Annotated in this window: 20 protein-coding genes; 4 read left to right on the forward strand and 16 right to left on the reverse strand. The window is 42.3% G+C overall.

The window, feature by feature from the left end; all coding sequences use genetic code 11:
* Positions 1-78: 78 nt before the first annotated feature.
* Positions 79-420: a hydrogenase maturation nickel metallochaperone HypA/HybF gene (locus ACOAOT_RS11905; RefSeq protein WP_420217152.1), complete on the reverse strand. Its 342-nt coding sequence runs from the start codon at positions 418-420 to the stop codon at positions 79-81.
* Between the two features lie 23 nt (positions 421-443).
* Complete coding sequence (locus ACOAOT_RS11910; RefSeq protein ID WP_420217153.1) at positions 444-1,442, reverse strand: DUF5692 family protein; 999 nt, start codon at positions 1,440-1,442, stop codon at positions 444-446.
* A gap of 205 nt (positions 1,443-1,647) precedes the next feature.
* On the opposite strand from ACOAOT_RS11910, the gene ACOAOT_RS11915 reads away from it, so the two are divergent.
* On the forward strand, positions 1,648-2,352 hold the full coding sequence (locus ACOAOT_RS11915; protein ID WP_420217154.1) for a GntR family transcriptional regulator: 705 nt from the start codon (positions 1,648-1,650) through the stop codon (positions 2,350-2,352).
* 73 nt (positions 2,353-2,425) lie between these two features.
* On the opposite strand, the gene ACOAOT_RS11920 is transcribed toward ACOAOT_RS11915, so the two are convergent.
* Positions 2,426-2,647, reverse strand: coding sequence for a permease of phosphate ABC transporter (locus ACOAOT_RS11920; protein WP_420217155.1), 222 nt, complete (start codon positions 2,645-2,647; stop codon positions 2,426-2,428).
* A 58-nt stretch (positions 2,648-2,705) separates the two neighbouring features.
* Positions 2,706-3,665, reverse strand: coding sequence for a pyridoxamine 5'-phosphate oxidase family protein (locus ACOAOT_RS11925; protein ID WP_420217156.1), 960 nt, complete (start codon positions 3,663-3,665; stop codon positions 2,706-2,708).
* A 142-nt stretch (positions 3,666-3,807) separates the two neighbouring features.
* Here ACOAOT_RS11925 and ACOAOT_RS11930 point away from each other — a divergent pair, with 142 nt between their 5' ends.
* Complete coding sequence (locus ACOAOT_RS11930) at positions 3,808-5,718, forward strand: sensor domain-containing diguanylate cyclase (RefSeq protein ID WP_420217157.1); 1,911 nt, start codon at positions 3,808-3,810, stop codon at positions 5,716-5,718.
* Between the two features lie 48 nt (positions 5,719-5,766).
* Here the strand turns inward: ACOAOT_RS11930 and ACOAOT_RS11935 are convergent, their stop codons facing one another.
* Genes ACOAOT_RS11935 through ACOAOT_RS11945 form a run of 3 tightly spaced genes read right to left on the reverse strand, consistent with a single transcriptional unit; the run spans position 5,767 to position 9,951 of the window.
* Positions 5,767-7,191, reverse strand: coding sequence for a 6-phospho-beta-glucosidase (locus ACOAOT_RS11935; RefSeq protein ID WP_420217158.1), 1,425 nt, complete (start codon positions 7,189-7,191; stop codon positions 5,767-5,769).
* A gap of 39 nt (positions 7,192-7,230) precedes the next feature.
* Positions 7,231-8,667 carry a PTS transporter subunit EIIC gene (locus tag ACOAOT_RS11940; protein WP_420217159.1) on the reverse strand — a complete coding sequence of 479 codons (1,437 nt, stop codon included), beginning with the start codon at positions 8,665-8,667 and terminating at the stop codon, positions 7,231-7,233.
* A 42-nt stretch (positions 8,668-8,709) separates the two neighbouring features.
* The gene (locus tag ACOAOT_RS11945) at positions 8,710-9,951 is read right to left on the reverse strand and encodes a carboxylesterase family protein (protein ID WP_420217160.1); all 1,242 of its coding nucleotides are present in this window, start codon (positions 9,949-9,951) and stop codon (positions 8,710-8,712) included.
* A gap of 304 nt (positions 9,952-10,255) precedes the next feature.
* Between ACOAOT_RS11945 and ACOAOT_RS11950 the strand changes: the two genes are divergently transcribed.
* Both ACOAOT_RS11950 and ACOAOT_RS11955 read left to right on the forward strand, forming a co-directional pair.
* On the forward strand, positions 10,256-11,236 hold the full coding sequence (locus ACOAOT_RS11950; RefSeq protein ID WP_420217161.1) for a LysR family transcriptional regulator: 981 nt from the start codon (positions 10,256-10,258) through the stop codon (positions 11,234-11,236).
* Between the two features lie 112 nt (positions 11,237-11,348).
* Positions 11,349-13,346 carry an oxidoreductase gene (locus ACOAOT_RS11955; RefSeq protein WP_420217162.1) on the forward strand — a complete coding sequence of 666 codons (1,998 nt, stop codon included), beginning with the start codon at positions 11,349-11,351 and terminating at the stop codon, positions 13,344-13,346.
* A 47-nt stretch (positions 13,347-13,393) separates the two neighbouring features.
* On the opposite strand, the gene ACOAOT_RS11960 is transcribed toward ACOAOT_RS11955, so the two are convergent.
* From ACOAOT_RS11960 to ACOAOT_RS12000, 9 genes are all read right to left on the reverse strand, one after another.
* Positions 13,394-14,743, reverse strand: coding sequence for a hypothetical protein (locus ACOAOT_RS11960; protein ID WP_420217163.1), 1,350 nt, complete (start codon positions 14,741-14,743; stop codon positions 13,394-13,396).
* 139 nt (positions 14,744-14,882) lie between these two features.
* A complete protein-coding gene (locus ACOAOT_RS11965) occupies positions 14,883-16,085 on the reverse strand; it encodes an MFS transporter (RefSeq protein WP_420217164.1) in 1,203 nt (400 codons plus the stop codon).
* Positions 16,086-16,102: 17 nt separating this feature from the next.
* Positions 16,103-16,972, reverse strand: a complete 870-nt coding sequence (gene aroE / locus ACOAOT_RS11970; RefSeq protein ID WP_420217165.1) for a shikimate dehydrogenase — start codon at positions 16,970-16,972, stop codon at positions 16,103-16,105.
* A 17-nt stretch (positions 16,973-16,989) separates the two neighbouring features.
* Complete coding sequence (locus ACOAOT_RS11975; RefSeq protein WP_420217166.1) at positions 16,990-18,912, reverse strand: oxidoreductase; 1,923 nt, start codon at positions 18,910-18,912, stop codon at positions 16,990-16,992.
* Positions 18,913-18,926: 14 nt separating this feature from the next.
* Entirely contained in the window at positions 18,927-19,763 is an 837-nt protein-coding gene (locus ACOAOT_RS11980; protein ID WP_420217167.1) for a sugar phosphate isomerase/epimerase family protein, read from the reverse strand.
* 173 nt (positions 19,764-19,936) lie between these two features.
* The gene (locus tag ACOAOT_RS11985; protein WP_420217168.1) at positions 19,937-20,302 is read right to left on the reverse strand and encodes a DUF4180 domain-containing protein; all 366 of its coding nucleotides are present in this window, start codon (positions 20,300-20,302) and stop codon (positions 19,937-19,939) included.
* A 5-nt stretch (positions 20,303-20,307) separates the two neighbouring features.
* Positions 20,308-21,153 (reverse strand): alpha/beta fold hydrolase, encoded by an 846-nt coding sequence (locus tag ACOAOT_RS11990; RefSeq protein WP_420219420.1) that lies wholly within the window; start codon positions 21,151-21,153, stop codon positions 20,308-20,310.
* Position 21,154: 1 nt separating this feature from the next.
* On the reverse strand, positions 21,155-21,637 hold the full coding sequence (locus tag ACOAOT_RS11995; protein WP_420217169.1) for a helix-turn-helix domain-containing protein: 483 nt from the start codon (positions 21,635-21,637) through the stop codon (positions 21,155-21,157).
* A 266-nt stretch (positions 21,638-21,903) separates the two neighbouring features.
* Positions 21,904-24,045, reverse strand: coding sequence for a glycoside hydrolase family 95 protein (locus ACOAOT_RS12000; protein WP_420217170.1), 2,142 nt, complete (start codon positions 24,043-24,045; stop codon positions 21,904-21,906).
* Between the last annotated feature and the right edge of the window lie 15 nt (positions 24,046-24,060).

The raw sequence follows: 24,060 nt of genomic DNA on the forward strand, positions 1-24,060 counted from the left end.
CGCCTGTCGCAACGAAATGTCAATATTTTAACAAGGTATAAATTCCGATACAATCTTACTGATGTGAACCATATGGAGTTAAAATGCCACAATCTCCTTTATCAGAAATTCCCTTCCTTCTAACAGTTCCCAGGAAAAACTCTGGCAAAATGGACACTTGAAATAACCTTCTGTAACATGAAACATTTTATGGCACTCATTGCATCTGCCACTGGCAGGGAGAATTTCAATGTCAAGACGGGTGTTTTCAAGTATCGTCCCATTTACAGCGGCAGGATAACACTGTTCTACATAATAGGGGATCACAGAAGCCATCTCGCCAATTTGCAGCACAAGGCTTTCAACCTGTGTCAGCTTCTGCTCCCTGACTACATTTTCCACTATCCGGACCACTTCCGTCATGACTCCCAGTTCATGCATGCCAATCCTCCCGCCAGATTCTGTTATATGGTTGCTTTCGTTTCCGCTAACGCTTTCACTTCCTGATACGATTTCAAATCTGTATAAAGCTCAGGTCCATAAGGGCTTCGGTGCTTTTTCCAGATATTAATTCCCATATAAACTGCCACTGCTGCATTGCTTAACAACGCAATCAGGCTGACTGCAAAGTAGATACCTGGTTTATAAGATGAGTCCACCCGGAATTGTCCCACATCCTGAAATCCTGGGAAGGTCTGAGCAAACATACACCAAAGTGCAAGAGTCTGGGCACGATGCTGCAGCCATGCTCCCTTTCCCACCGTAAAAGCACAGAGAGTGGGTGCCAGTAAAAGTGCCAGACCGCAGTACCAGGCATGGTGAGGCAGACAGTTATAGGTATAAGCAAAGTTCCAGATATCGTAGGCCGCGATCCAGAACCAGAGCATGTCAGGCCAAAGCATATCCTTACTCTTATCTTTCTCAGTCACTTTCCTGAGACAGATACCAAACCAACCGGTTATGGTAATGATATTTAAGATTCCTGCCGCTGCATTCATAAAATTCCAGGGGCCTCCCATTAAAAGCACGGAGACATCCGCTGTTGCATCCTGGGCTATGGTACGGTATGTCATTCCAACTTCTATATCTCTTGTCACTGCCTCCATAATATTAACCGCAAGGATTAACGGAGGAAAACAAAGAGCAATCCGGCTGTCACACAGGCGGAATACGGTTTTGTCTTTTCTTGTTTTTTCATAATGCCTGATTAACCAGAAACCAATGCAGCCTGCCGTAGCAGAATAGACCTTTGCAAGATGAAACCAGTCCGTATATGTACTCTTTTTCAGCACTGTAAACCAGAGGACGGATAATACGGCGGGCATGACGAAAAAGAAAAGCAGGCCAATCATTTTATAACGCCGTGACACCTCATTTAATAAGAATAGCGAAGCAAATACCAAAAACCACATGAGAAGATAAGTGACAGGGATTCCACCCTTCGCTGATTGAAATACAAACATGTTTCTACCCCCAATTAATTTTATTTCTTTGTTACTATTTTAACACTTTATTTTATCTTTTGTCAAAATCTTCCTAATATTTAACTGAAAACTAGAGGTTTTCACAGTAATTTTCATTGCTTTTTATACAAAATTGCCATATAATTAGAATTGTGGTTACTGGCTGAACCAGGAACAATCACATACAAACAGGGGGAACTATGATATGGAATTTAAAAAGCTGAATGCGCCTACATTAAAAGAACTGTTCGTAAAGGAACTGGAATCTCAAATCCTGTCCGGACAGCTTCCAATTGGAACCAGATTGCCTCCGGAACGGGAGCTGGCGGCCTCCATGCAGATCAGCAGATCCGTAGTCAACGAAGGAGTAATCGCTTTGGCAGAAAAAGGGTTTCTTGACATTCGCCAGAGACAGGGGATTTTTATAGCGGACTACCGAAAAGAAGGAACTATGGATACCTTTCTTTCTATTGTCAATTACAATGGAGGGGTACTGCGAAAAGAAGAAATCCGGTCTATTTTAGAGCTTAGAATTGCCCTTGATACCCTTGCTATCGATCTTGGGTCAAAAGACATCACAGATGCAGAGCTTTCAGAGCTGCGGAGTCTCACGGAAGCCATTGGCAGAGCCTCCTGCGCACAGGACGCGGCAGAATCCGCATTTGACTTTCATCATCATCTGGCACTGTTTTCCGGGAATACTCTTCTTCCATTGATAATCCGCTCATTCAAATCCCTGACCTGCACGCTCTGGCTTCGTTTCTGTGCCTTATATGGAATTCCAGCTCTTTATGAAAACACAAATGAGCTGTGTACCATGATAGAGGAACGGAACTTTAAAGGGGCTGAGGACTATTTAAAACGTTCCCTGTCAGAAAGCATAGATGGTCATCGGGAAATTTATTACTGAATATGTACAGAAAATGCCGGTTACATCAGCTTTCCTAAGAACTAATATAACCGGCTTTTCAGTCTGATTCCTTTCACCTTTCATCCATATAGATCTTTATGAATTCTGCCATAAGCATGACATAACTGAAGACGAATACAAAACCCGCCGCTGCAAGAGGCCACTTCCTCTTTTTTTCCGGAATGGAAAGACCAATTATTATGCCCACTGCACAAAGACAAATTTTTAATAATGCAAAATCCCTGATTCTGCACTGCCTGATATACTGGTCTGCACAGTCAATTAACTGTTTCATCTTTTTTGCCTCCTTTTTTCTTACTCGTTTGTACTTAGTATATACTTATTACTTATTTTTATTTAGATGGATCAGGAAAGGTTAAAATCTGTTTTACATCAACACCCATTTCCCGGAAGCCAGACCACAAAAATTCAATCTTTCTTATTTTAATTTTTACTAAATGAAGAGAGGAAGGAAGTTTCATCACATTTTCATACTTTAACTTTCTCATCGTGAGAAAATCACAGTACTCTTCGCTTCCCGTTTCTATTATTTCCGCCGTGCCTTTGATTTGCATCCCTCTTAACTGGTTCATTCCCTGAAACTCATTAAAAACTGCCACAGAGACATTGGGACTTAAAAGGATATTAGCAAACTTTTCTCCGCCCTCACTTAAAATATATAAAAATCCATTTTTATACCGATACTCGATGGGTGTAGCGCGAACCCTTTTCCCATATCCGGTTGATAATGAGCAGGTATTATGATTTAACAGGAATTCTTCACAGAATTCAAGAATTTTTTTTTCATCCATTGGCTCTGTGGGATTGTCCTTCCACTCCTTTATGCCAAGCAGTGTATCAACATACCAGTTCTGATCAAAGCAAAGATAATCCTGCTCTTTAAGTCCTGCAGTTTTAAAAAATGATGCAGTCCGGACCCGATCTTCCTGATCCAGCTGTTTCAAAATCAGATTCCCTGGGATTCCTTCCTGAAATACAACGCTGCTTCCAAGGAGGTCGCTCACCGGCTGCAGATATTTTTTTGCATATTCTTTCACCAGACAGGTACAAAAAAGTACTATTTTTCCTCTTTTTAGCCGGTCAAGATTGTTTTTTATGCTTTCTACTGCTTCCTCATCCAGTTTTTCATAATAGACCGGAATCAGTAAAACAACAAGATCCCATTCCTGTTTATTATTGCTAAATTCAGAAAACCGCATACATTTCCCGGGACCCAGTACCAGAGCCGCCTGCCAGGCGGCCATTTTGGTAAATCCATATTTGCTTTCATATAGAACTAAAGTATTTTTCATTACTCCACCTCCCCTTCTCCATTCATATGCGTGAACTTGAAATTTTAGAATTTAAGAACTTCTTATTAACATACATCCAGTTGCTTTTTATAATAAAACATATTAAAATTGGTTTAGTTAAACTAGAATGGAGGCAGCAGCTATGATACTGGATATCCCTACGATCGCCATTGTTTATTTTTATATCAGCTTCATACAAGTTCTGATTATGCTGTTTGTTTTCCGCATTATTAAAATTTACCCCGGAATGAATTACTTACTTTTCAGCTGTATTTTTTCAGCCGTCTGCGGACTGCTTTATGCATACCAGTACGTTTCCCACTATGGAAATTTATTGGTATTCTTTTCCAATATTTCTTTCTATTTTTCCATATTATCATTGAACATTGGCTTTTCCAGATTTTTAGATTTACCTGTAGCAAGAAAGAAACTGCTGTTAATTTCGATTTTATTTTTTGCTGGTTATTTCTGCTTTTCCTTTCTCTATGAAAATAAAAGCTATCGGATGGTTGTATTTTGCCTCACTTTCGCTATTGTTTCCTTTCATAATGGGAAGATATTAAGCAGTCATGCCATTGATCCTGTCCGTCCTGCCACCAGTCTTATCGCAGCAGCATGTGTTCCTTATGGTACCTTTTTTGTCATCCGCGCTTTTCTTACCTTTTTTAATGAGACAAGAAACTATAACTTCTCTTCCTTCTTTTCCTTTATGAGCTACTTTCTTTCGATTGCCGGTATCCTTTTATGGACTTATTGCTTTATTGTCATGACTGTCCAGAGGGAACATGCAGACAGGACGTATGCAGAGGAACGTTTTGAACTTATATTTAAAACAATTCCTGATACCGTATTTATTTCTGAGCTTCCCACCGGAAAAATAATCGATGTAAATGAAACCTATACATTATTAACTGGATATACGAAAGAGGAGTCTTTGGGAAAAACGACACTTGATTTAAAATTCTGGAAAACCCTTAGCGACAGAGACCGCTTTTTTGATATCATTAATAAGAATGGCAGCTGTAAGAACCTGGAGATTACAATTATTACTAAAGAAAGAAAAGAATTAAATGCACTGATTTCATCACAGATTGCCAGATTTCAAAATAGTACATACATCATCAGTGTGATCCGTGATATCACCTCTAATAAAGAATTAAGACAGAAGCTAAAAAAAAGTGAGGATACGTTTCAGGCAATTATGGAACAGAGTCCCATGTCTTTTATTCTTACCAATACATCAGGTAAAATTGAATATGCAAATCCGACTTTTTTACGGCTTATGGGATATGAGTTAGAGGAAGTTTTAGGGAAAAACCCGAGAATCTTGAAATCCGGGTATCACAACCGGGAGTTTTATCATAATTTATGGAATACAATTCTTTCAGGGAAACAATGGAGCAGTGAAATTGTAAATAAGAAAAAGAATGGGGAATTTATCTGGGAAAATATAATTCTTACTCCTATTCTAAATGAAGACGGAGAAATCGTTCAGTTTCTTTCCACTTTAGAAGATATCTCCGATCGCAAAAGAACGGAACAGGAACTTAAAATTCAGGCAAGAACCGATATGTTAACGGGTATTATGAACCGAAGGAGCTTTCTGGAGACAGCCCATAAAAGGCTTTTAACGATCAAAGAACACGGTCAGAAAGCTGCATTTCTCATGATCGACATCGACCGTTTTAAATCCATTAACGACTCTTTTGGACATAACGTAGGGGACCGGGCAATCTGCATGGTAACAGAAGAATGCCAAAAACTTATGAAAGGGCAGGATTTACTGGGACGGATTGGCGGAGAGGAATTTGCCGCACTGGTTCTTGGCTTCAGTGACAGGGATATTGTGCTGGCAGCTGAACTATTATGCAAACGAATTGAAGAGCTGGAATTTTATACGGATAATCAGGAACGGATTCCTCTTCGTATCAGTGTAGGCGTCACTTTTTTCCATATGGATACCGATACCCTGGAGAGTCTGATGGAACGTTCCGACGTTGCCCTTTATCAGGCAAAGAATGCAGGAAGAAATCAGATATCCGTGATTTACTGAATAAAAAACATGCCTGGGCTCAGATCAGTTTCTGCCCAGGCATGTTTTTTACTCTAATGAAGTACCGTTTGTTTCAATTACTTTCTGATACCAGTAAAATGATTTTTTTCTGCTGCGTTTTAAGGTTCCCTTCCCCTCATTGTCTTTATCTACGTAGATAAATCCATACCGCTTTTTCATCTCTCCCGTAGACGCACTTACCAGATCAATGCACCCCCATGGAGTATATCCCAGTAAATCCACTCCATCTATATCCACCGCATCCATCATGGCTTTTATGTGCTCCCGCAAATAATCAATGCGGTAATCATCCGACACACTGCCGTCCGCTTCCACCAGATCAGCCGCGCCAAGTCCGTTCTCCACGATAAAAAGTGGTTTCTGATAACGGTCATACAGCGTATTTAAGGTAATACGAAGTCCCAGGGGATCGATCTGCCACCCCCAGTCAGATGCTTTCAGATAGGGGTTCTTAATACTCTTCATTACATTTCCTGCTGTGGACTTTTTAAGGACTTCAGGGTCTGCTGAGGCACAGCGGGAAGAATAGTAGCTAAATGAGATATAATCAACGGTATTTTCTCTTAGTATCCGGTAATCTTCCTCCTCTGCATTCAGGGTAATTCCTTCTCTTTCAAAAAATTTCATAGCATAGGCAGGATACTGGCCTCTGGCCTGAACATCGATAAAGAAATAATTATCCCGGTCCTTTTCCATGGCCTTCCACACATCATCCGGATTGCAGCTGTAGGGATAAAAATTTCCTGCTGCCAGCATACAGCCAACCTTACACTCCGGATCAATCTCATGAGCAAGTCTGGTTGCCATAGCCGATGCCACCAATTCGTTATGAGCCGCCTGATATTTGACCTGGTTTATATTCTCCCCTTCCTCAAAGAGTATTCCCGCGCCCATAAATGGCAGGTGCAAAAGCATATTAATCTCATTGAAGGTGATCCAGTATTTGACTTTCCCTTTGAATCTGCGGAAAATCGCATCACAGTAATGAACAAAACAGTCGATCAGTTTTCGATTTTTCCAGGAGCCATATTTATCTGCCAAAGCTAAGGGCACATCAAAATGACAGATGGTGATAACCGGCTCGATGTTATATTTTAACAGCTCATCAATTACTTCCTCATAAAATTTAAGACCTTCCTCATTTGGCATTTCCTCTTCCCCAGTGGGGAAAATTCTGGACCAGGAAAGAGAAAAACGATAACATTTAAAGCCCATCTCTGCAAAAAGCGCAATGTCTTCCTTATAGTGATGATACATGTCAATGGCTTCTCTCGATGGATAATAGGAGTCGTCAGGAAGATCCTTATAATTCATCTCACCTAACATAATGGGAAAACGGTTTTCACCCCATGGCACAACGTCCACTGTACCCATACCTTTTCCACCTTCCAAATAACCGCCCTCACACTGGTTGGCTGCGGTTGCGCCTCCCCACAAAAAATCTTTTCTCATCGTTTTTATCTTTCCTTTCTTTCTGTTATATTACGGAACTCAGTTAGAAACCTTCTTTGTATCTTCATCCCGGTATAGAATGTAACAAGCTGCAAATGCAATCACCATTGCAACGACTACACCAGCTGCTACCCAGGGTATACTGGATGTATCATTGTTTGCAGGATTGATATAAGCAGGAAAGCCAAAAATTCCCAAAGCACCAGACATATACTTTTTAACATTCCCGGCTCCGATAATTGCACCGCCAATGGAAGCTGCCACGCAGGAAATAATAAATGGCTTTTTCTTTGGCAGAGAGATTCCATAAATAGCAGGCTCCGTCACACCGAAAATACCGGAAATTGTTGCCGGAATACAAAGACTCTTTAAATTCTTATCCTTTGTTTTAAACATAACTGCCATTACTACTGCTGTCTGTGCAAAGGAAGCTGCAAAATAGGGCTGCATAAAGCTGTCAAATCCCTGTGTATTAAGATTCATAATATAGACAGGAACCAGTCCCCAGTGAAGTCCGAAAATTACCAGTACCTGCCAGAACGCACCTACAATGGCACCTTCTAAAACAGGGCTTGCATTGTAAGCAGCCTGGGTCAGATAACCAATGACTGCTGCAATGGAATTTGCAAGAGGTCCAACCACAACAAAGGTTAAAGGTGCTGCGACCATCAAAGTCAGAGTTGGAACCAGGAAGTTCTTAACTACATCCGGAATCACCCGTTTCCAGAACTTTTCAATCTTAGAAGCTACATATACAGCAAGAATGATCGGTACTACGGAAGACGGATAACCGCTTTTTGGCATAATCACAGGAATCTTCATAAATGTAGCATAAATATTGGATTCAAACATGGATCCGGCAAACAATACTTCCATTACATCCTTGGAAGTAAGTGCCACTACCTTAGGATAAACCAGGGCACAGCCAAGTGCAATCCCTGTAAATGGATTTAAACCGAATTTTTTTGAAGCGGTATATCCCAGAATTACCGGAAGGTAATAAAAGAAGCCGTCTGCTACTGCATAAAGGAGCTGATACGTTCCGCTTTCTGCTGTGAGCACTCCGGTAAAGGTTAGTATTGCCAGAATACCCTTAATAAGTCCGGTTGCGCAGAACACGCCCAGGATTGGCTGAAATACTCCTGATATGGTATCAATCAGGGCAGAAAACAGCTTCTGGTGCTTTTCCGGTTTCTCTTCGTCTGATCCCTGGGAGTCTTCCCCAAACCCGCCGATTTTGCAGACTACCTCATAAACATCTGGCACATGATTGCCGATGACAACCTGATACTGTCCCCCGCTTTTCATGACTGTAACAATTCCATCGGTGTTTTTTAGGATCTCCGTGTTTGCTTTTGACTCATCCTTTAGTTTGAAACGCAGTCTGGTAATGCAATGGGTCAGACTGATTACATTGGACTTTCCTCCAACGTTCTGAATAATGATTCTTGCTAATCCATCGTACTTGCTTGCCATATTTTCCTTCTCCTTTTTATAGTTAGTAAGGTTTCATCCTTACTACTTTTTCTGCTTGTAAACCCAGTCCATGATTTCTCTGCTTTTTAATGCAGGTACCCAGGAACTATGGTATATCATCTGCCCCGCCTGTTTCATTTCTTCATCACTGTACATGGTAATTCTATTATTTTGGGCTCCTTTATCCTTTAATACCTGATACAAAATTTTGGAAGTATAGCTGGTGCATACCGGATCATTTTCCGCCTGTACAAACCACATGGGAACATTGGTTATATCAGAATGGCTCATTAGATCAGAGATATCCTGATAGCATTTCTGATAATCCTGCTCCGTAAGTGCCAGACTGCCTTCAAACTTATATGCAAGGCCATAGGGCCTGGATATAGGTATTAAGGTATCCTTTGCACAAATGGGAAGGGCTGCTGCGAAAAAGTCAGGATACTGCATAAGAAAACGCAAAACTGCACCACCTCCCGACGAGGCTCCGCTGATATAAATCCGGTTAGAGTCAATCTTTCCCTTCTTGATCAGATCCTGAATAAACTCGTGTATCACATCATTATAATCCTGCATTTTCTTAAGCTGGTCTGGTTCTTCTGAGATCCCAAAACTGTAGTTTTCCGGAAACTGAAAGGAAAGAACCGCTGTCTGGTATCTGTCCTCTATCCAGGAAACAGCTCCCCTGTTATTTAAAATATTAGCTCCTTCAAAGGAGGATGAAAGGACTTCCCCACCCCCATGTTCCCACAGCATAAGCGGCACTTTTGAAGAGCCGGCAGGCATATAAAGCCAATATGGAAGTTCCACTCCGTTGCTGCCTTTAAAGGTTCCTTTCACAAAATCATCTGCTGTTCTTGTTTTAATCTGAAAGGAATCTCCCTTTTTTAAGTCCAGCCCATCAATGGTACTGTTAATGGAAAAGTCATAATGGGTCGGCTGCATTTTTTCATCGTATACCGTTTTACCAAGATACCGGAACGGATCCACGTAAAGTTTTACATTGTTACCCATTATCTTAATATCATTGACCTGATAGCGTTCACTCCCAATTGTTATGTTAAAATCATCGGGTGCAATGCTGCCTAACGCCGAAATATCCCTGAGCTGATAGGTAATGGACTGTACCTCCTGACCATCATCTCCCACATATGTATGGAGAGTGACATTCTCCACCGTAACTGCCTTATCAGATGCACTTGCAACAGTTATAAATGCAGTACTACTCAGCATCAGCACCATAGATAAAAGCAGACATCTTCTGGTGAACTTGATCTTTTTCATTTATTTCCTCCTTTTAAAATCTGTTTATACTCATTACGGGATTGGCCTTCTCCCCAATGGTTCCTTGTTTAATAACCCATAAAAATAAAAAAACTGATCATACTTACACGTTGCCAAAGCAAACATGTAAATATCACCAGTCATGCCTGTATCTGCTGATACAGTAACACCTAGTTATTAATTTGTTTTTACATCAATACAATCTTTATTTATTAAGTGAATATTACCATATATATCCAATTATGTAAATACTTTTTGTGTATTTTTATATTTTAAATCCTGACTCAGGAAGAAATGCCCGGTTTTGTCAATTTTATGTTATAATTTCATTAATATTACTATTTTGAGACACGGGCCGGCAATGGCCAGAAAAGGAATTACGGATGCCATGAACCTTTATCATTTACGCTATTTTGTTACACTTGCCCACCTGGAACACTATACAAAGGCTGCTGCACAGCTAAACACCACCCAGCCCAACTTAAGCTATGCCATTTCATCATTGGAAGCCGAACTTGGGGTTTCTCTCTTTGAGAAAGACGGACGCAATATTGTCCTTACCAAATGCGGAAAGGATTTTTTATCTGATGTGGAACACTCCTTATCCATTCTGGATTCCGGAGTATTAAAAATGCAGCTGATCGGACGGGGAGAGGGTCTGATTGAGATCGGATTTTTAAGAACTCTGGGAATCAATTACATTCCCCTTACCCTTTCCAGCTACTTAAAAACGGAGGATGGGAAAAATGCCGCCTTTCATTTTCATGACGGCATCACTGCAGATTTAATCCCCATGCTGAAAGATAAAACCTGTGATGTGGTTTTTTGTTCTTATGCCAAGGATGAACCGGATATTGAATTTGTTCCAGTGGCTGCCCAGGATCTGGTTCTTATCGTTCCCACAGACCACCCGCTGGCAGACCGAACGGAAGCAGATCTTTCTGAAACACTGCCCTATCCTCAGATTTTTTTCCACTCAAGAAGCGGACTTCGTTCTATTGTGGACAACCTGTTTCAAAAAATAGACGCCACACCCAATATTGCATTGGAGATTGAGGAAGATCAGGTAATTGCAGGTTTTGTTGCTGCAGGATTTGGAATTGCCATTGTCCCGGATATGTTTGAATTAAACCAGTTGTCTGTTAAAAAAATATCCATTAAAAATCCCAGTTGGGAACGCCGCTTTTATATGGCTTATTTAAAAAATCAGTATCAGACACCAGTTGTCTCCCGCTTTATCCAATTTATAAAGGAAAACAGAGAAAATTCTATCAGGAATCCATAAATATTTTTTATATATACTCACAAATTCATCAATTAGTTTTTTCATTCCCCAGCGCTTATAATAGAAGGAGAATCTAAAATCACTTTTATTTATATGAAAAGGGAGAAATTATATGAAATCAAAATATTCACAGCTTTTTAGTCCTTTAACTGTTAAAAATATGACAATCAGAAACCGAATTGCCATGATGCCCATGGGAACCAACTATGGCGAGCAGAATGGAGAAATGAGTTTTCTGCATATTAATTACTACAGGCAGAGAGCAATGGGCGGAACAGGGTTGATTATCGTGGAAAATGCCAACGTAGATTACCCGTCAGGCTCCAATGGAACCACCCAGATCCGGATTGATCATGACAATTATATTCCCCGTTATTATAAGCTCTGTGAAGAACTTCATAAGCAGGGAGCCTGTGCTGCCATACAGATCAATCATGCGGGAGCTTCCGCACAGTCTGCAAGAACCAGCATGCAGCCAGTGTCTGCATCTGATATCCCTTCTAAGACAGGTGGTGAATTACCACGCCCCCTAAGCAGGGAAGAGATTAATGATATCGTGATCAAATTCGGACAGGCAGCCAGACGGGCTCAGATTGCCGGATTTGATGCGGTTGAAATTCATGCAGGCCACTCCTACTTACTCAGTCAGTTTCTCTCCCCTCTCACCAATAACCGGACAGATGAATTCGGCGGCTCTGCAGAAAACCGGGCACGCCTTCCACGGATGGTATTTGAGGAAGTCCGCAGACAAGTGGGATCTATGTATCCCATCTTCGCAAGAATCAGTGCTGATGAACTTTTAGAGGGCGGAAATACGTTGGAAGACACACTGGATTACTTACAGTACTTTGATGAATTTGTAGACGTATATGATGTATCCTGCGGATTAAACGGTTCCATTCAGTTTCAGATTGATGCCAATTACCTAAAGGATGGGTGGCGCTCCTATATGTCAAGAGCAGTAAAGGACCGGTATCACAAGCCGTGTATTACCATGGGAAACATACGAAATCCCCAGATTGCTGAAGAAATCCTTCTAAAAGGAGATGCCGATTTAATTGGAATTGGAAGAGGTCTGATTGCTGATCCCTCCTGGGCAAACAAAGCCTATGCCGGCAGAGAAGAGTTTATTAATAAGTGTATCTCCTGTAACATCGGCTGTGCAGGAAACCGTATCGGCATCAACCGCCCCATCCGCTGTACTGTTAATCCCAGTGTGAATGAAGGGGAATCCTATGAGAAAAACAAAGTAAAGAAACCCTGCAATGTGGTTGTTATCGGAGGTGGAACGGCAGGTCTTGAGGCCGCCTGCACTGCAGCAGAGGTGGGCTGTAATGTGTTTCTTATTGAAAAAAAGGATTATCTGGGTGGACTGGCAGCCGAAATCTCCAGAATTCCTGATAAAGTGAGATTAAATGATTTCCCAACTTACTTAATTAACCGTGCAAAAAATCTTCATAACCTGTATCTTTTTACTGGAGAAGATGCTGTAGTGGATCGGGTGAAGCGTCTGAATCCGGACATTATCGTAAACGCCACCGGCTCCAACCCTCTTCTTCCACCCATTAAGGGACTCTTTGATTACATAGACAAAGAGGACAGCCGCATTTCTTCCATAACCGGTATGATCGGACACATTCCTGATTATCCCAATGATCTGACTGGAAAACAGGTAGTGGTGGTGGGCGGAGGTGCCGTTGGTCTTGATGTGGTGGAATATATGGCACCAAGAGGTGCAAAGGTGTCCATCGTGGAAATGATGCCGGATATCGGAAAAGACTTAGATCCCGTTTCCAAAAGCGGAATCAATGCAATGATGAAAAAATATGAAGTGGCCCAGTTAACAGGAGCTACACTGACTGAAGTCAGAGAGTCTTCTTTCCTCATCAGCCAGAATGGGACTGAAACAGAGCTTCCCTTTGACTATGGCTTTGTTTGCCTTGGCATGAGAGCCAATACTCCAGTTATCAATGATCTGCATCAGGCCTTTGATGATACCGATGCAGAGATCATCAACATTGGAGACAGCGTCCGGGCGCGAAGAATCATAGACGGAATTCAGGAAGGACGCAATTTATTAAACACACTGGAGCGCAAAGAGTTCCTGTAAAAAACGAAGATGCCGGTTGGGGAAAACCAACCGGCATCTTCGTTTATCTATTCAATTACCGTTCTTTTTTTCACTCCCGGAATGCTCCAGTTGCTCAGGACAATGTTCAGCCCAAATCCCACCAAAAGCGCCCAGGCAGAACCCTGCATGGCGAGAACCACTGCCATGATGGCTGCGATGCTTTTATCAAGATCTGTCTCACAGTATTCCATTCCAATTCTTCCGCAGACAAATGCCTGAAAGATCAGAGTGATTCCTGCACCAACCGGAAATACCGGTTTTAACAGTGTAACTACAGGAATGCAGATAACACTGATTAACGTTCCAAGGCGGAAGGAGCCCATTGCACCAAGAAGTGATTTCATTGCCTCTTTTCCCTCCTTATAACGGATACTTACAGAAACGGTCATTCCCACCCACAAAGGTCCTGCCAGCGGAGGGAAGGGAGCAAAGATAGCAAGAATTATATTTCTGATTCCGCTGATTAAATTGGATCTGCTGGAATTAAAATCGATGATTTCATCGTCCCGTTCTGCCTTTGCCTCTTGAATCAGACTCTCAGACGTTACAAAATCTCCGAACGCGATTACATAGCAGATCAGTGCAAGAGGAAGTGCACTTAGAAACATCCGGATTCCCGGAAAACCTACTCCAAACACCCCTACCTGTTGAAGCATTTCCTTAAACATGGGTATTTTGATAAATGTGCCGATTTCCACATGAGGCATGGCAAGCTCACCTGCTACGATTCCGATTACCATGGCTATCAGATAGGGAAATAAGTTTCCGTACTGGGCAATGATATCAAGGACTTTGTATTTTTTCCGTTTCTCCTGATAAGAGGAGGAGAAGCTAATGATTGCAAGAAGTAAAGCACCCGCCCCAACTGCTATTGGAAAATTTCTAAGCTGCCCATTAGGAGATAGCTGCCCCTGTAAAACTGTGATGGGAGTTGCCATTAAGATTCCCCCTTTGATAGACGGAGGAATGTTTTTAATAAAGCCTTCAGCCAGTTTTGTCACTCCCATAAATATAAATACCAGCCCAACCAGCAGCTGCAGGGCAATCATTGCCTGAATCCTCTCCGCCCCCATTTCGTATGAAGTTAAATAAGCCAGTGTCAGAGGCAACGTTGCTGTTATCCAGCCAGGAATCACAGGATCGCCCAGGTTTGCATGGAGTATGTATAAAAATGCCTCCAAAATAATGCAGCTCCACGCCAGTTCATATGGAAGCCCTAAATATTCTGTCATATATGGTATCGCGCTGAGAGCGGTTGCACCTACAATCAGTCCCTGAATAAATTCTACCTTTTCCAGTTTATAATGGATAAAAGGAATTCTGAGTTTAAAAATCCCCATTGGAATAAATGCCAGTTCTTTCTTCTCCGAATTCATATTACCTCCTGTATTTTGTTATTTTTTTAACATTTAAGATTAAAAAAAGAATGTGTCTGAGATTGACCACATACTTTTCATTTTTCAGGTTCTGTCAGGAACTGCTATCCTGCTGTTCCTGACAGAGTCTTTATTATTACTATCTTGCTTTTTGTTTTTTCTCCATTACCTTTACAAAAACCGCAAGCATAACGCCCAGGAATGTAACACCTGCATTCAGAAGAAGAATCATTCTGGGTCCTTCGCTTCCTCCGATTCTAGTCAGATATCCTGCCAGAGACAAGATGGTGTAATTAGCCACGGAAGAGGCAATCATCACAAAGGAGGTTGCAGTTGCCTTGTTCTCAGGGAAGAACTGAATGGTAGTTGCCACAGCCAGCTGAAGAACACCGCCTGCTCCTGCATATCCGATTACAAAGCCTCCGATAATACAAATCTGAGGTGTTCTGATCCAATAGCATAAAAGCAGCATGACGGTTGAAACAGCCGGATATAGAATCAGAACCGTTTTCTCGCCTAACCCCTTTTTAATCAGAAATGCAGTTACAATAATTGCTACAGCTGTACCAGCCGCATAATAGGACTGAATCAGAGATGGATTGGTCATTCCATACAGCTGCCCCAGCTCTTTATTGCAGTTTAACCACAGCATAAATGTGGAGGAGCTGGTAAAGCCGATTAAGATTGCAGCTATGGAAACGGGCGTAAATTTCATCCGCTCCTTCCTGGTCTTTACACCATTTACCGCTTTCTTATCCCTTTCCGGGAATGGGAGTAACAGGATTAAGAATCCGTCTGCCAGAATCGCCGCGCCGCAGATGATAAACAGAGTCGTGTATGGCAGTCCTGCATTTCCTACAAAAAGAATAAAAAAAGGAAGGAGAAACTGGCTGACACACATAGAAAATTTTGTAAACATATTGGCTATGGAACCGTTATTTACAAAGATCTCCATACAGGTTGGGCTGACGCAGGTATCTAAAAATGAATTTGCTGCTCCTCCCAGAACAGCGAAGCAGTAGGCTGCTGCCATATTAGGTGACAGAATAATTCCTGCAAAGAATATGACATATAATCCCACCCCGATCAGTCCGCTTAACTTTCTTCCATACCGGTCTGAAAATGGTCCGGCCACAAAATGTGCCATCAGCCTTCCAAGACCAAGAGCTGCAATAACGGTCACAACCGTGCTTACATCATAGCTTCCGTCAGCCAGCTGCCTGGCACCCCAGGCTTTGGCAAAATTCGTCTTATACTGGCTCAGTATGGAAGCCCCGATTCCATGGATGAAAAAAGAAAAGTATAAGGCAAATGCAGTCGGATAATATCTTTTGTTATTCATTTATAACTCTCTTTCTGTCAGCGAAAGAGCAGATCCTTTACACCTTCCACAGGCATTTCCTGTCCTGTATAAAGCTTAAAGGCTGCCGCCCCCTGCCAGACAAGCATTCCCTGTCCGTCAATGCAGGTACAGCCTGCTTCTTTGGCTTCTCTAAGCATTTTCGTTTCTTTTGGATTATAAACCGCATCTGTCACTACCAGACCCGGGTAAAACATGGTTACATCCTTTACCACGCTCTCATTATCCATAGGCTTCATACCTACAATCGTCGCATTGGCAAAAATGTCACTGGTTTTCATTTCTTCTCTCATGGTTTCCATATCAGCTATGTCAAATACGTTGACTGTACAGCCAGGTCTTTCCTGTCTGATTTTTTCTGCTGTTTCCAGAGTTCTCTCAAAAAATGCATCCTTAATATTAAAAATGGAGATTTCCCTTGCTCCTTCTAAGGCACACTGCACCTGTATGGCAGTGGCAGCGCCACCGCCTCCGCATATGGTAATCTTCTTATCTTTTATTTCAACGCCGTGATCTCTTAAATTATCTACAAATCCCTGTCCGTCTGTTATATGCCCGATCAGCTTTCCGTCTTCATTTACGATGGTGTTGACAGCGCCGATAATACGGGCTGCATCAGACAGCTCATCCATGTATTTTAATGCTTCCGTTTTGCAGGGCATGGTCACGTTACAGCCTCTCATTTTTAAGGTTTTTACGGCCTCAACTGCCTTTTCTACCTCTTCTACCTTGATGTCAAAAGCAAGATATGCATAGTCCAGTCCCAGCTTTTCAAAGCTGTAATTGTACATAGCGGGGGAACCGGAATGTCCTACCGGTGAGCCAATTAATCCCATTAAACCTGTTCTTCCAGAAATTCTCTTTTCCATATTTGCTCTCCTTATTATCAGATATTTTTTGCTGCCTCGTATGCTTCTCTTGTTGCATCCAGCGCTCTTCTTGCTTTCACTGCATCACCGATAACATACACTTCTTTTGCCAGCTTGTCAACATCTTCTCCAAATGGATTATAATTCCGGTATCCCATGGCAAGAACCACTGAGTCAAATCCGTTTATGCAATTCTGGGTGCCGTCTTCTAGTGTATAGGACACTCCGTCTTTATGAAATTCACTGACTTTTGCACCAGTTATGGTAGTAATATTGTAATCACTGAAATCCTTCATTAGATATTTCCGGTGTTCACTGATTACATCTGCTCCTATCTTATCCCTCAGTTCAATTACAGTGACCTCATGCTCTGCCTCTCCAAGGAACGCTGCCAGCTCTGATCCTACCATTCCGCCGCCTACCACCAGTACCTTTTGGCCGCACTGCGCTTCCCCTGAAAGCACATCATCTCCTGAGAGAATGGAAAGATCCCTGATTCCTGGTATGGGAAGAATAAGAGGGCTGGCACCGGTTGCAACAATGACAGCGTCTGGAGCATTTTCTTCTATATACTCCTTTGTCACCTCTATACCGGTTAAAAGTTTAACATTTGCCTTTTGACAGAGTACGATGTAATTTCGCACCATACCCACGATGTCACCTTTTCCAGGAGGATAGGCTGCAAGGCGCATATTGCCTCCTAACACTTCTTTCTTTTCGCAGAGAGTCACCTCATGGCCTCTTAGTGCGGCAATGTATGCAGCATAAAGCCCACCAACTCCTCCGCCGATTACCAGAACCTTTTTCTTAACCTCCGCAGCTTCCAGCTCTGATTCTCTGCCTGTTCTGGGATTTACCAGACATTCGATGGGTTTTCCCTGAAACATATTGGCAACACAGCCCTGAAGACAGGCAATACACGGTGTCAGACTTTCCATTTCTCCCTTAAATGCTTTTACCGGCAGCTCCGGATCAGCAATACTCTGACGTCCGAATGCCACAAGGTCGGTCCTTCCCTCTTTCACCATAAGTTCTGCATAGTAAGGCTCTGTAAAACGTCCTACCATAATAACCGGAATCTGAACTGCCTTTTTAATTTCAGTAACATATTCCGCATTAAAGCCTCCATGGATACAGGTTGGTGCCCACATAAACTCATCACGGATATGGACTGCTCTGGATACATGAATGGCATCAGCGCCACAGTTTTCTAAATATGAAGCTACTGTTGCCGCATCCTGTAAGGATATTCCGCCAAGTGTATCATCACTGCAGTTAATTCTGCAGATAATGCCCAGGCTGTCCCCTGTTTTTTTCCTGATATTTTCCAAAATCAGCCGGGACAGACGCATGCGGTTTTCAAAGTTTCCACCGAATTCATCCACCCGTTTATTGGTTCTCTGGGATATAAAGCTGCTGACCAGATAGCCATGTGCCATATGTACTTCCACGCAGTCAAAGCCTGCCGTTTTAGCCCGAAGCGCAGCATCTCCGTACTCCTCAATGAGAGCGTAGATTTCCTTAGCTGTTATCTCTTTTGGAACATCTTTTCCTGTATGGCTGGCAATGGCGGTTGGTGCTTTTATGGGATATCCTGCCAGCTTTGCATTCCCTTCCGGACCTGCGTGCTGAAGCTGAACGGATATCTTTGCCCCCCAGGCGTGAACGGCATCTGCCACCAGTTTAAAACTGGGTATTACACTGTCATCATAGAGACAGGGCTTTCTTGGTCCCCCTTTTGCCGTCTTATCAATAACGGTTGCCTCTACGGTAACAAGACCAAACCCTCCTTTTGCACGGGCTTCATAATAATCTCTGGAGCGGTCACTGAGAGTTCCGTCCCCATTTGCAAAATTATTTCCCATGGGCGGGACCACAAAACGGTTTTTAACCGTAACAGGACCGATGGTAACCGGTGTGAACATATTTTCAAATTTCACTGTATCTCTCCCCTTTAGTTGTCAAGTAGTTCAGGCCATACCTCTTTTAAGACATTGACTGCGCCGGTATATGTCTCCTCAGCAGCAGCTTTTGCCCCCTTTGCAATATAGAAATCTGAAATAACTTCTACACCAACAGCCTTTGGCAGTACGCCGGCATCCTTTACCATCTTTACAAAACCGGCTGTATCGCCAAAACCGGTTCCGGGTGCCAGTCTGTCATGCATGGATTCGTCCCTTAAGATGGAAGGAGCATATGCTCTGTCATGAACATCATTAATCTGAATGGATACAATGGCATCCCCTGGAACGCCGCAAAGATCAAAGGGCTGGTTTGCCCTCACCCAGTGCCAGGTGTCCAGTATGATTTTAGCGTTATCACAACCGCACATCTTAACCACTGCCCAGGCCTTTTTCAAATCAGGAATCCCGCTGTAAGGCATAGGTTCCACGCCGATGATCCGTTCCCCTGCCCTCTGGCAAAGTTCTTTTAACTTCTGTGCGGTATGTTCCACAGAGTAATTCTCCATGAGACCGCAGTTAATATGACTGACCTGAAATAAATCACACATGTGGAAACAGATCTGCTCCTTATACATCTGCTCGTAGCTTCTGTTTTCTTCCGCCCACAAGGTAATGTATTCCACTTCCGTACAGGCAATCTGATACTTTTTAAGAATTCCCAGGATGTCCTTGTCGTGCAATCCCTCTGCCAATGCATCCACATAGGTTTCTGCCCGAAGTCCAATTCCTTCATACCCCGCCTCTTTGGCAGCTTTCACACGTTCTTCAAACGAAATCTGATCTCCTAATGTCCAGGAACTGATTGTTATTGGGTGTTTCGCTGACATGATCCGCTCTCCTTTTACATTTCAAAATGATTGTTAATTTCATAACATATTTTCATTATATATTGTTTTCTATTAGAAAACAAATTGATTGTTTTGCCTGAATCTATAAATATTTTATATGGATTACGCAATAAAAAAGGATCCGTGCATCGTTCGCATTGATCCTTTCCTTTTTACATTGCTGCCAGTTTATCAATTCCCTTTTGCAGATCTGAAACAAAGCAAAAATCTGAACCGTGATTGCTTTCATAGATAAAATCCTTAAGAGGCTTGCTGGTATAACCGGAAAAATCCCCGATCACTGCCATCTTCACACCGTAATTTACAAACTTCTGTAAGACCTCTCCGGCAAGCCGGGTACTAAGGCAAAAGAAATCTTCTGTAATGGCTTCCTTTGAAATCACGAATCTGCTGCTTCCGGACTCATATTTTACCTGCGCCATTAAATCAAGGGCTGAACCAACATCTTGAATTAACAGCTCTTCACCTGAAATCACTGCAATGGGAATTCCATTCTGGGTAACGATATCAATCTTCATAACTCTTAATCTCCTTTTAAAAAACTCATGATCTCCGGGGATAACCTGGTAATAGAATGACCCTCCATGGGTAAAACGTTAATTTGTGAATGGGGAAGCAGTTTATGAAGCCTGTCCGCAGTTTTATAAGAAGGAAGCATGATGTCTTTTCCTCCCACAAATAAAGCTACAGGCATGGATAATCTCTTAATTTCATCATCACGAAAAATCGGAATCTCTTCCTTTCGATAGCGGAAGCCTTTCTTTATTAACTTCTGAAGTGCCAGCATTCTCTCAGGCAGTTTCCTGCCTCCGTTTATTTTTATATAAAGTTTCTCTGTTCCTTTTTCTCCAAAGAATCCATAATACAGGGCAGTAAAGAGAAAGGATTTTTTAGCCGGACTAATTCCGGACGGAGCGATTAAAACAAGCTTATCCACATATTCGGGGTAATGAATGGAAAACTTCACCGCCAGCCAGGCTCCCAGTGAGATACCGATTAAAATTACCTTCTCTATCTGAAGGGAGTCTAAAACATCAGAAAGCCAGAGCGCATAGGCCTTGCCCTTCAGCGACTGCTGTCTCTCATCACTTTTACCCGGTTCTCCTGGAATATCTGCGGCATATACCCGATATTCCTTTGCATAGCTTTTTATTTCTTCCAGCCACATTGCCGAATTCATCCCTGTACCATGAAGCAGAATCAAAGGCGGACATTCCTTATCACCTGCTGTAATAAGATGAGTCTTACCAAAACGGGTCTCTACGACCTGCTCTTCATGGGGAAATTTCCACTGTTCTATAAAAGAATCATATAAATCTAAAATCTCTTTCTTCCCCTCCTGGTTACGAAATCCGCTTTTCGCTTTCATATTATTCACCGTTCCCTTTCTCCTCCTCAGTCAGCATACCCACTGTATTCAACATCTCTTGCATAAACTTCAGACCACCCCAGAGAAATATCCTCATTCTCTGCTCTTCTTCGTAATATTTCATATTAATGGTGGCGTCCTGAAAATCCGGATCCCTGCCGTTCATAACTGCCAAAAGTAAATTTGATATTCTCATATACTGATTCTTTGCAATCGCATCCAAATCGATAACAGAGGATACACGGCATCTGCCCCCTCTTAAAATCTCCGGCTGCTTAAGTACTGTAAAAGAATCCGATGATTCATTCTGCTCTGTTGATTCCCTGCTCTGTACAAATGAATCAAGATCCTCCTGTGTTACCCTATATTGCTTTCCCACTCTCGTTGCATTCAGTCTGCCGCTGCTTATAAAAGTCCGTATGGTTTTATGATGCAGATTCAGCTTTTCTGCCACCTGGGCGATGGTATAATATCTCTCTTCCATGGTATCTTCCTCTTTCATGAAATACTTATTGCATAAACATTTTCTTCATTATACTTTATTGAATTTTATTGTACTTTGTTATAATTTACTTTACTTTATTGTATTTTATTATAATGTATTTGTCAATACACCTGGAACAGATAGCAATGGAAATTTGTTCCTTCCATAAAAAAGTGTTCCCAGAAAGAAAAATGAAAATCCGTTATGCAACAAAAAAAGCAGTCGTCACCGGAATAAACCGGCAATGACTGCGTTCATGAATCATTTTAATATATTTTATAATCTTCTAATTTTCCATTGCTCCATTTGATATCTACTGTCTTACCATTTTTGATTCTGAGGCCTCTTACGTAGCCATTCTCAAACTCAGCAGGAAGAGCCGGAAGTATTTTTACCTTGCCGCCCCGCTCCTGTACCAGCATGTTGGCGATTCCGGCAGTACCTCCGAAATTACCATCAATCTGGAATGGCGGATGAGCACACCAGAGATTGTCATAAGAAGATCTGGTCAGAAGAGTCTTTAAATACTCATAGGCATGTTCGGAATCTTCCAGTGCAGCGAAGAGGTTGATAATCCAGGCACAACTCCAGCCGGTATATCCGCCGCCGTTTGCCAGACGCAGGAGCAGAGAGGTTTTACATGCCTCTGTCAATTCCTCGTCTCCTTCAAACAGCTCAGACGGAAACAATCCATACAAATGGGAAACATGACGGTGGCCGGGCTCTGGCTCCTCAAATTCCTTATGCCACTCTAAAAGCTGGCCTTTGCTTCCGATCTTAAAAGGAGTGAGCTTGCTTAGTCTTTCTGCAATTTCCGGTAATACTTCATCGTCTAATCCTAAAATCTCACAGGTTTTTTCAAAGTTTCCAAAGACTTCCCTGATAATTTCCAGATCCATTGCTGTTGACATTGCCACTGCCACTGTGCTGTCTTCGCTGCCTGGAACTTTATATTTATTCTCAGGCGATGTGGATGGACAGGTTACATACTGATCGTTATACAGATACAGCCAGTCAACTAGGAACAGAGCCGCTTCTTTTAAAATTGGATACACTGTCTCCTTAAGGAATTCACCATCCGGATTGTATTCATAATGCTTAAACAGCTCATTGGTTAACCATGCGCCGCCCATGGGCCACATAGACCAGGTAACGCTTTCCGGTTCTCCCTCTTTTTCTCCATGAGCCATTCCTACAGGGTTGGTGTTGCACCAGTAATCAGCGTTATGGTGATGCACAAAACCGCGGCACTGATAATGGACTTTGGCTGTTTTCTTTCCTTCCTCACAAATCCGTTTTACAAATTCAAAATAAGGCTGCAGGCACTCCTGTAAATTACAGCTTTGTGCAAGCCAGTAATTCATCTGCGCGTTGATGTTGGTCGTCCAGTTACAGCTCCAGGGAGCTCTTAACTGCCAGCTCCAGATTCCCTGCAGGTTAGCGGGAAGACTGCCCTCTCTGGAGGAACTGATCAGTAAGTATCTTCCATATTGGAAATAGAGACTGTAAAGTGCATTGTCCTTTTCCCCGTCACGAAGCCGTTTCAGTCTTTCATTGGTGGGAACCTCTAACTGCTCTCCAAGGTAGAGCTCTGCTTTATCATAAATGGATTTATAATCACTGACATGCTGCTCTTTTAAGGTTTCATATGATGCCAAATGGTCGAATGCAGGCTCTTTCACTGCATAAAGTGCCAGTATTACCGTAGAAGCGCCCTTAATGCGAAGCCCTTCTTTTTCACCGGATACTTCTCCGTCACAGGAAAGAAGATGTAAGCCAGCATGAAACTCCATTCCTTTTTCTCCCTGGATTACAGGATTTTTGCTGTAATCGATATAGGAAGGGTCTACATGCTCCGGACATTTTCCGCTGATTTTAATTCCCTCTTTCTCATAATCCGCTTTAAATGGTACCTGGGATTCGAAAGAAATCAGCGTATTTATTGCCTTTTTGTCACAATCAAGCTTTATAAACACAGCTTTGGCAGGATAGCTTGCAAAGTATTCTCTGGAATAACTTGCTCCGTTTGCCTTGTAACTTACATTGCTTACTGATTGATCCAGATTCAGAACACGATTGTAGTCCGAAGTCTCCCCATCATGATCAAAGTCCATGTACAGATTTCCCAGAGGAAGATAGGATTCATTATATTCTCCCAGCATATGACTGCGGATTAATTCCTCTGCCTGTACGTACTCCTCCTGCTCCACCAGTCTGCGGCACTGTTCCAGATAAGGAAATGCATTATGATTGTTTTTGTCATGGCGGTAACCTGACCAGAGACTCTCCTCATTGAGCCCAAGACACTCTCTCTTAATACTTCCCCAAATCATGGCACCCAGACTTCCGTTGCCGATTGGTAGGGTTTCTTCCCACTTAGTCGCCGGTTCAGCGTAGAATAGCTTCATATTAAATTTCCCCTT

It is taken from the genome of Lacrimispora struthionigena (assembly GCF_048627165.1).
GTDB lineage: Bacteria > Bacillota > Clostridia > Lachnospirales > Lachnospiraceae > Lacrimispora.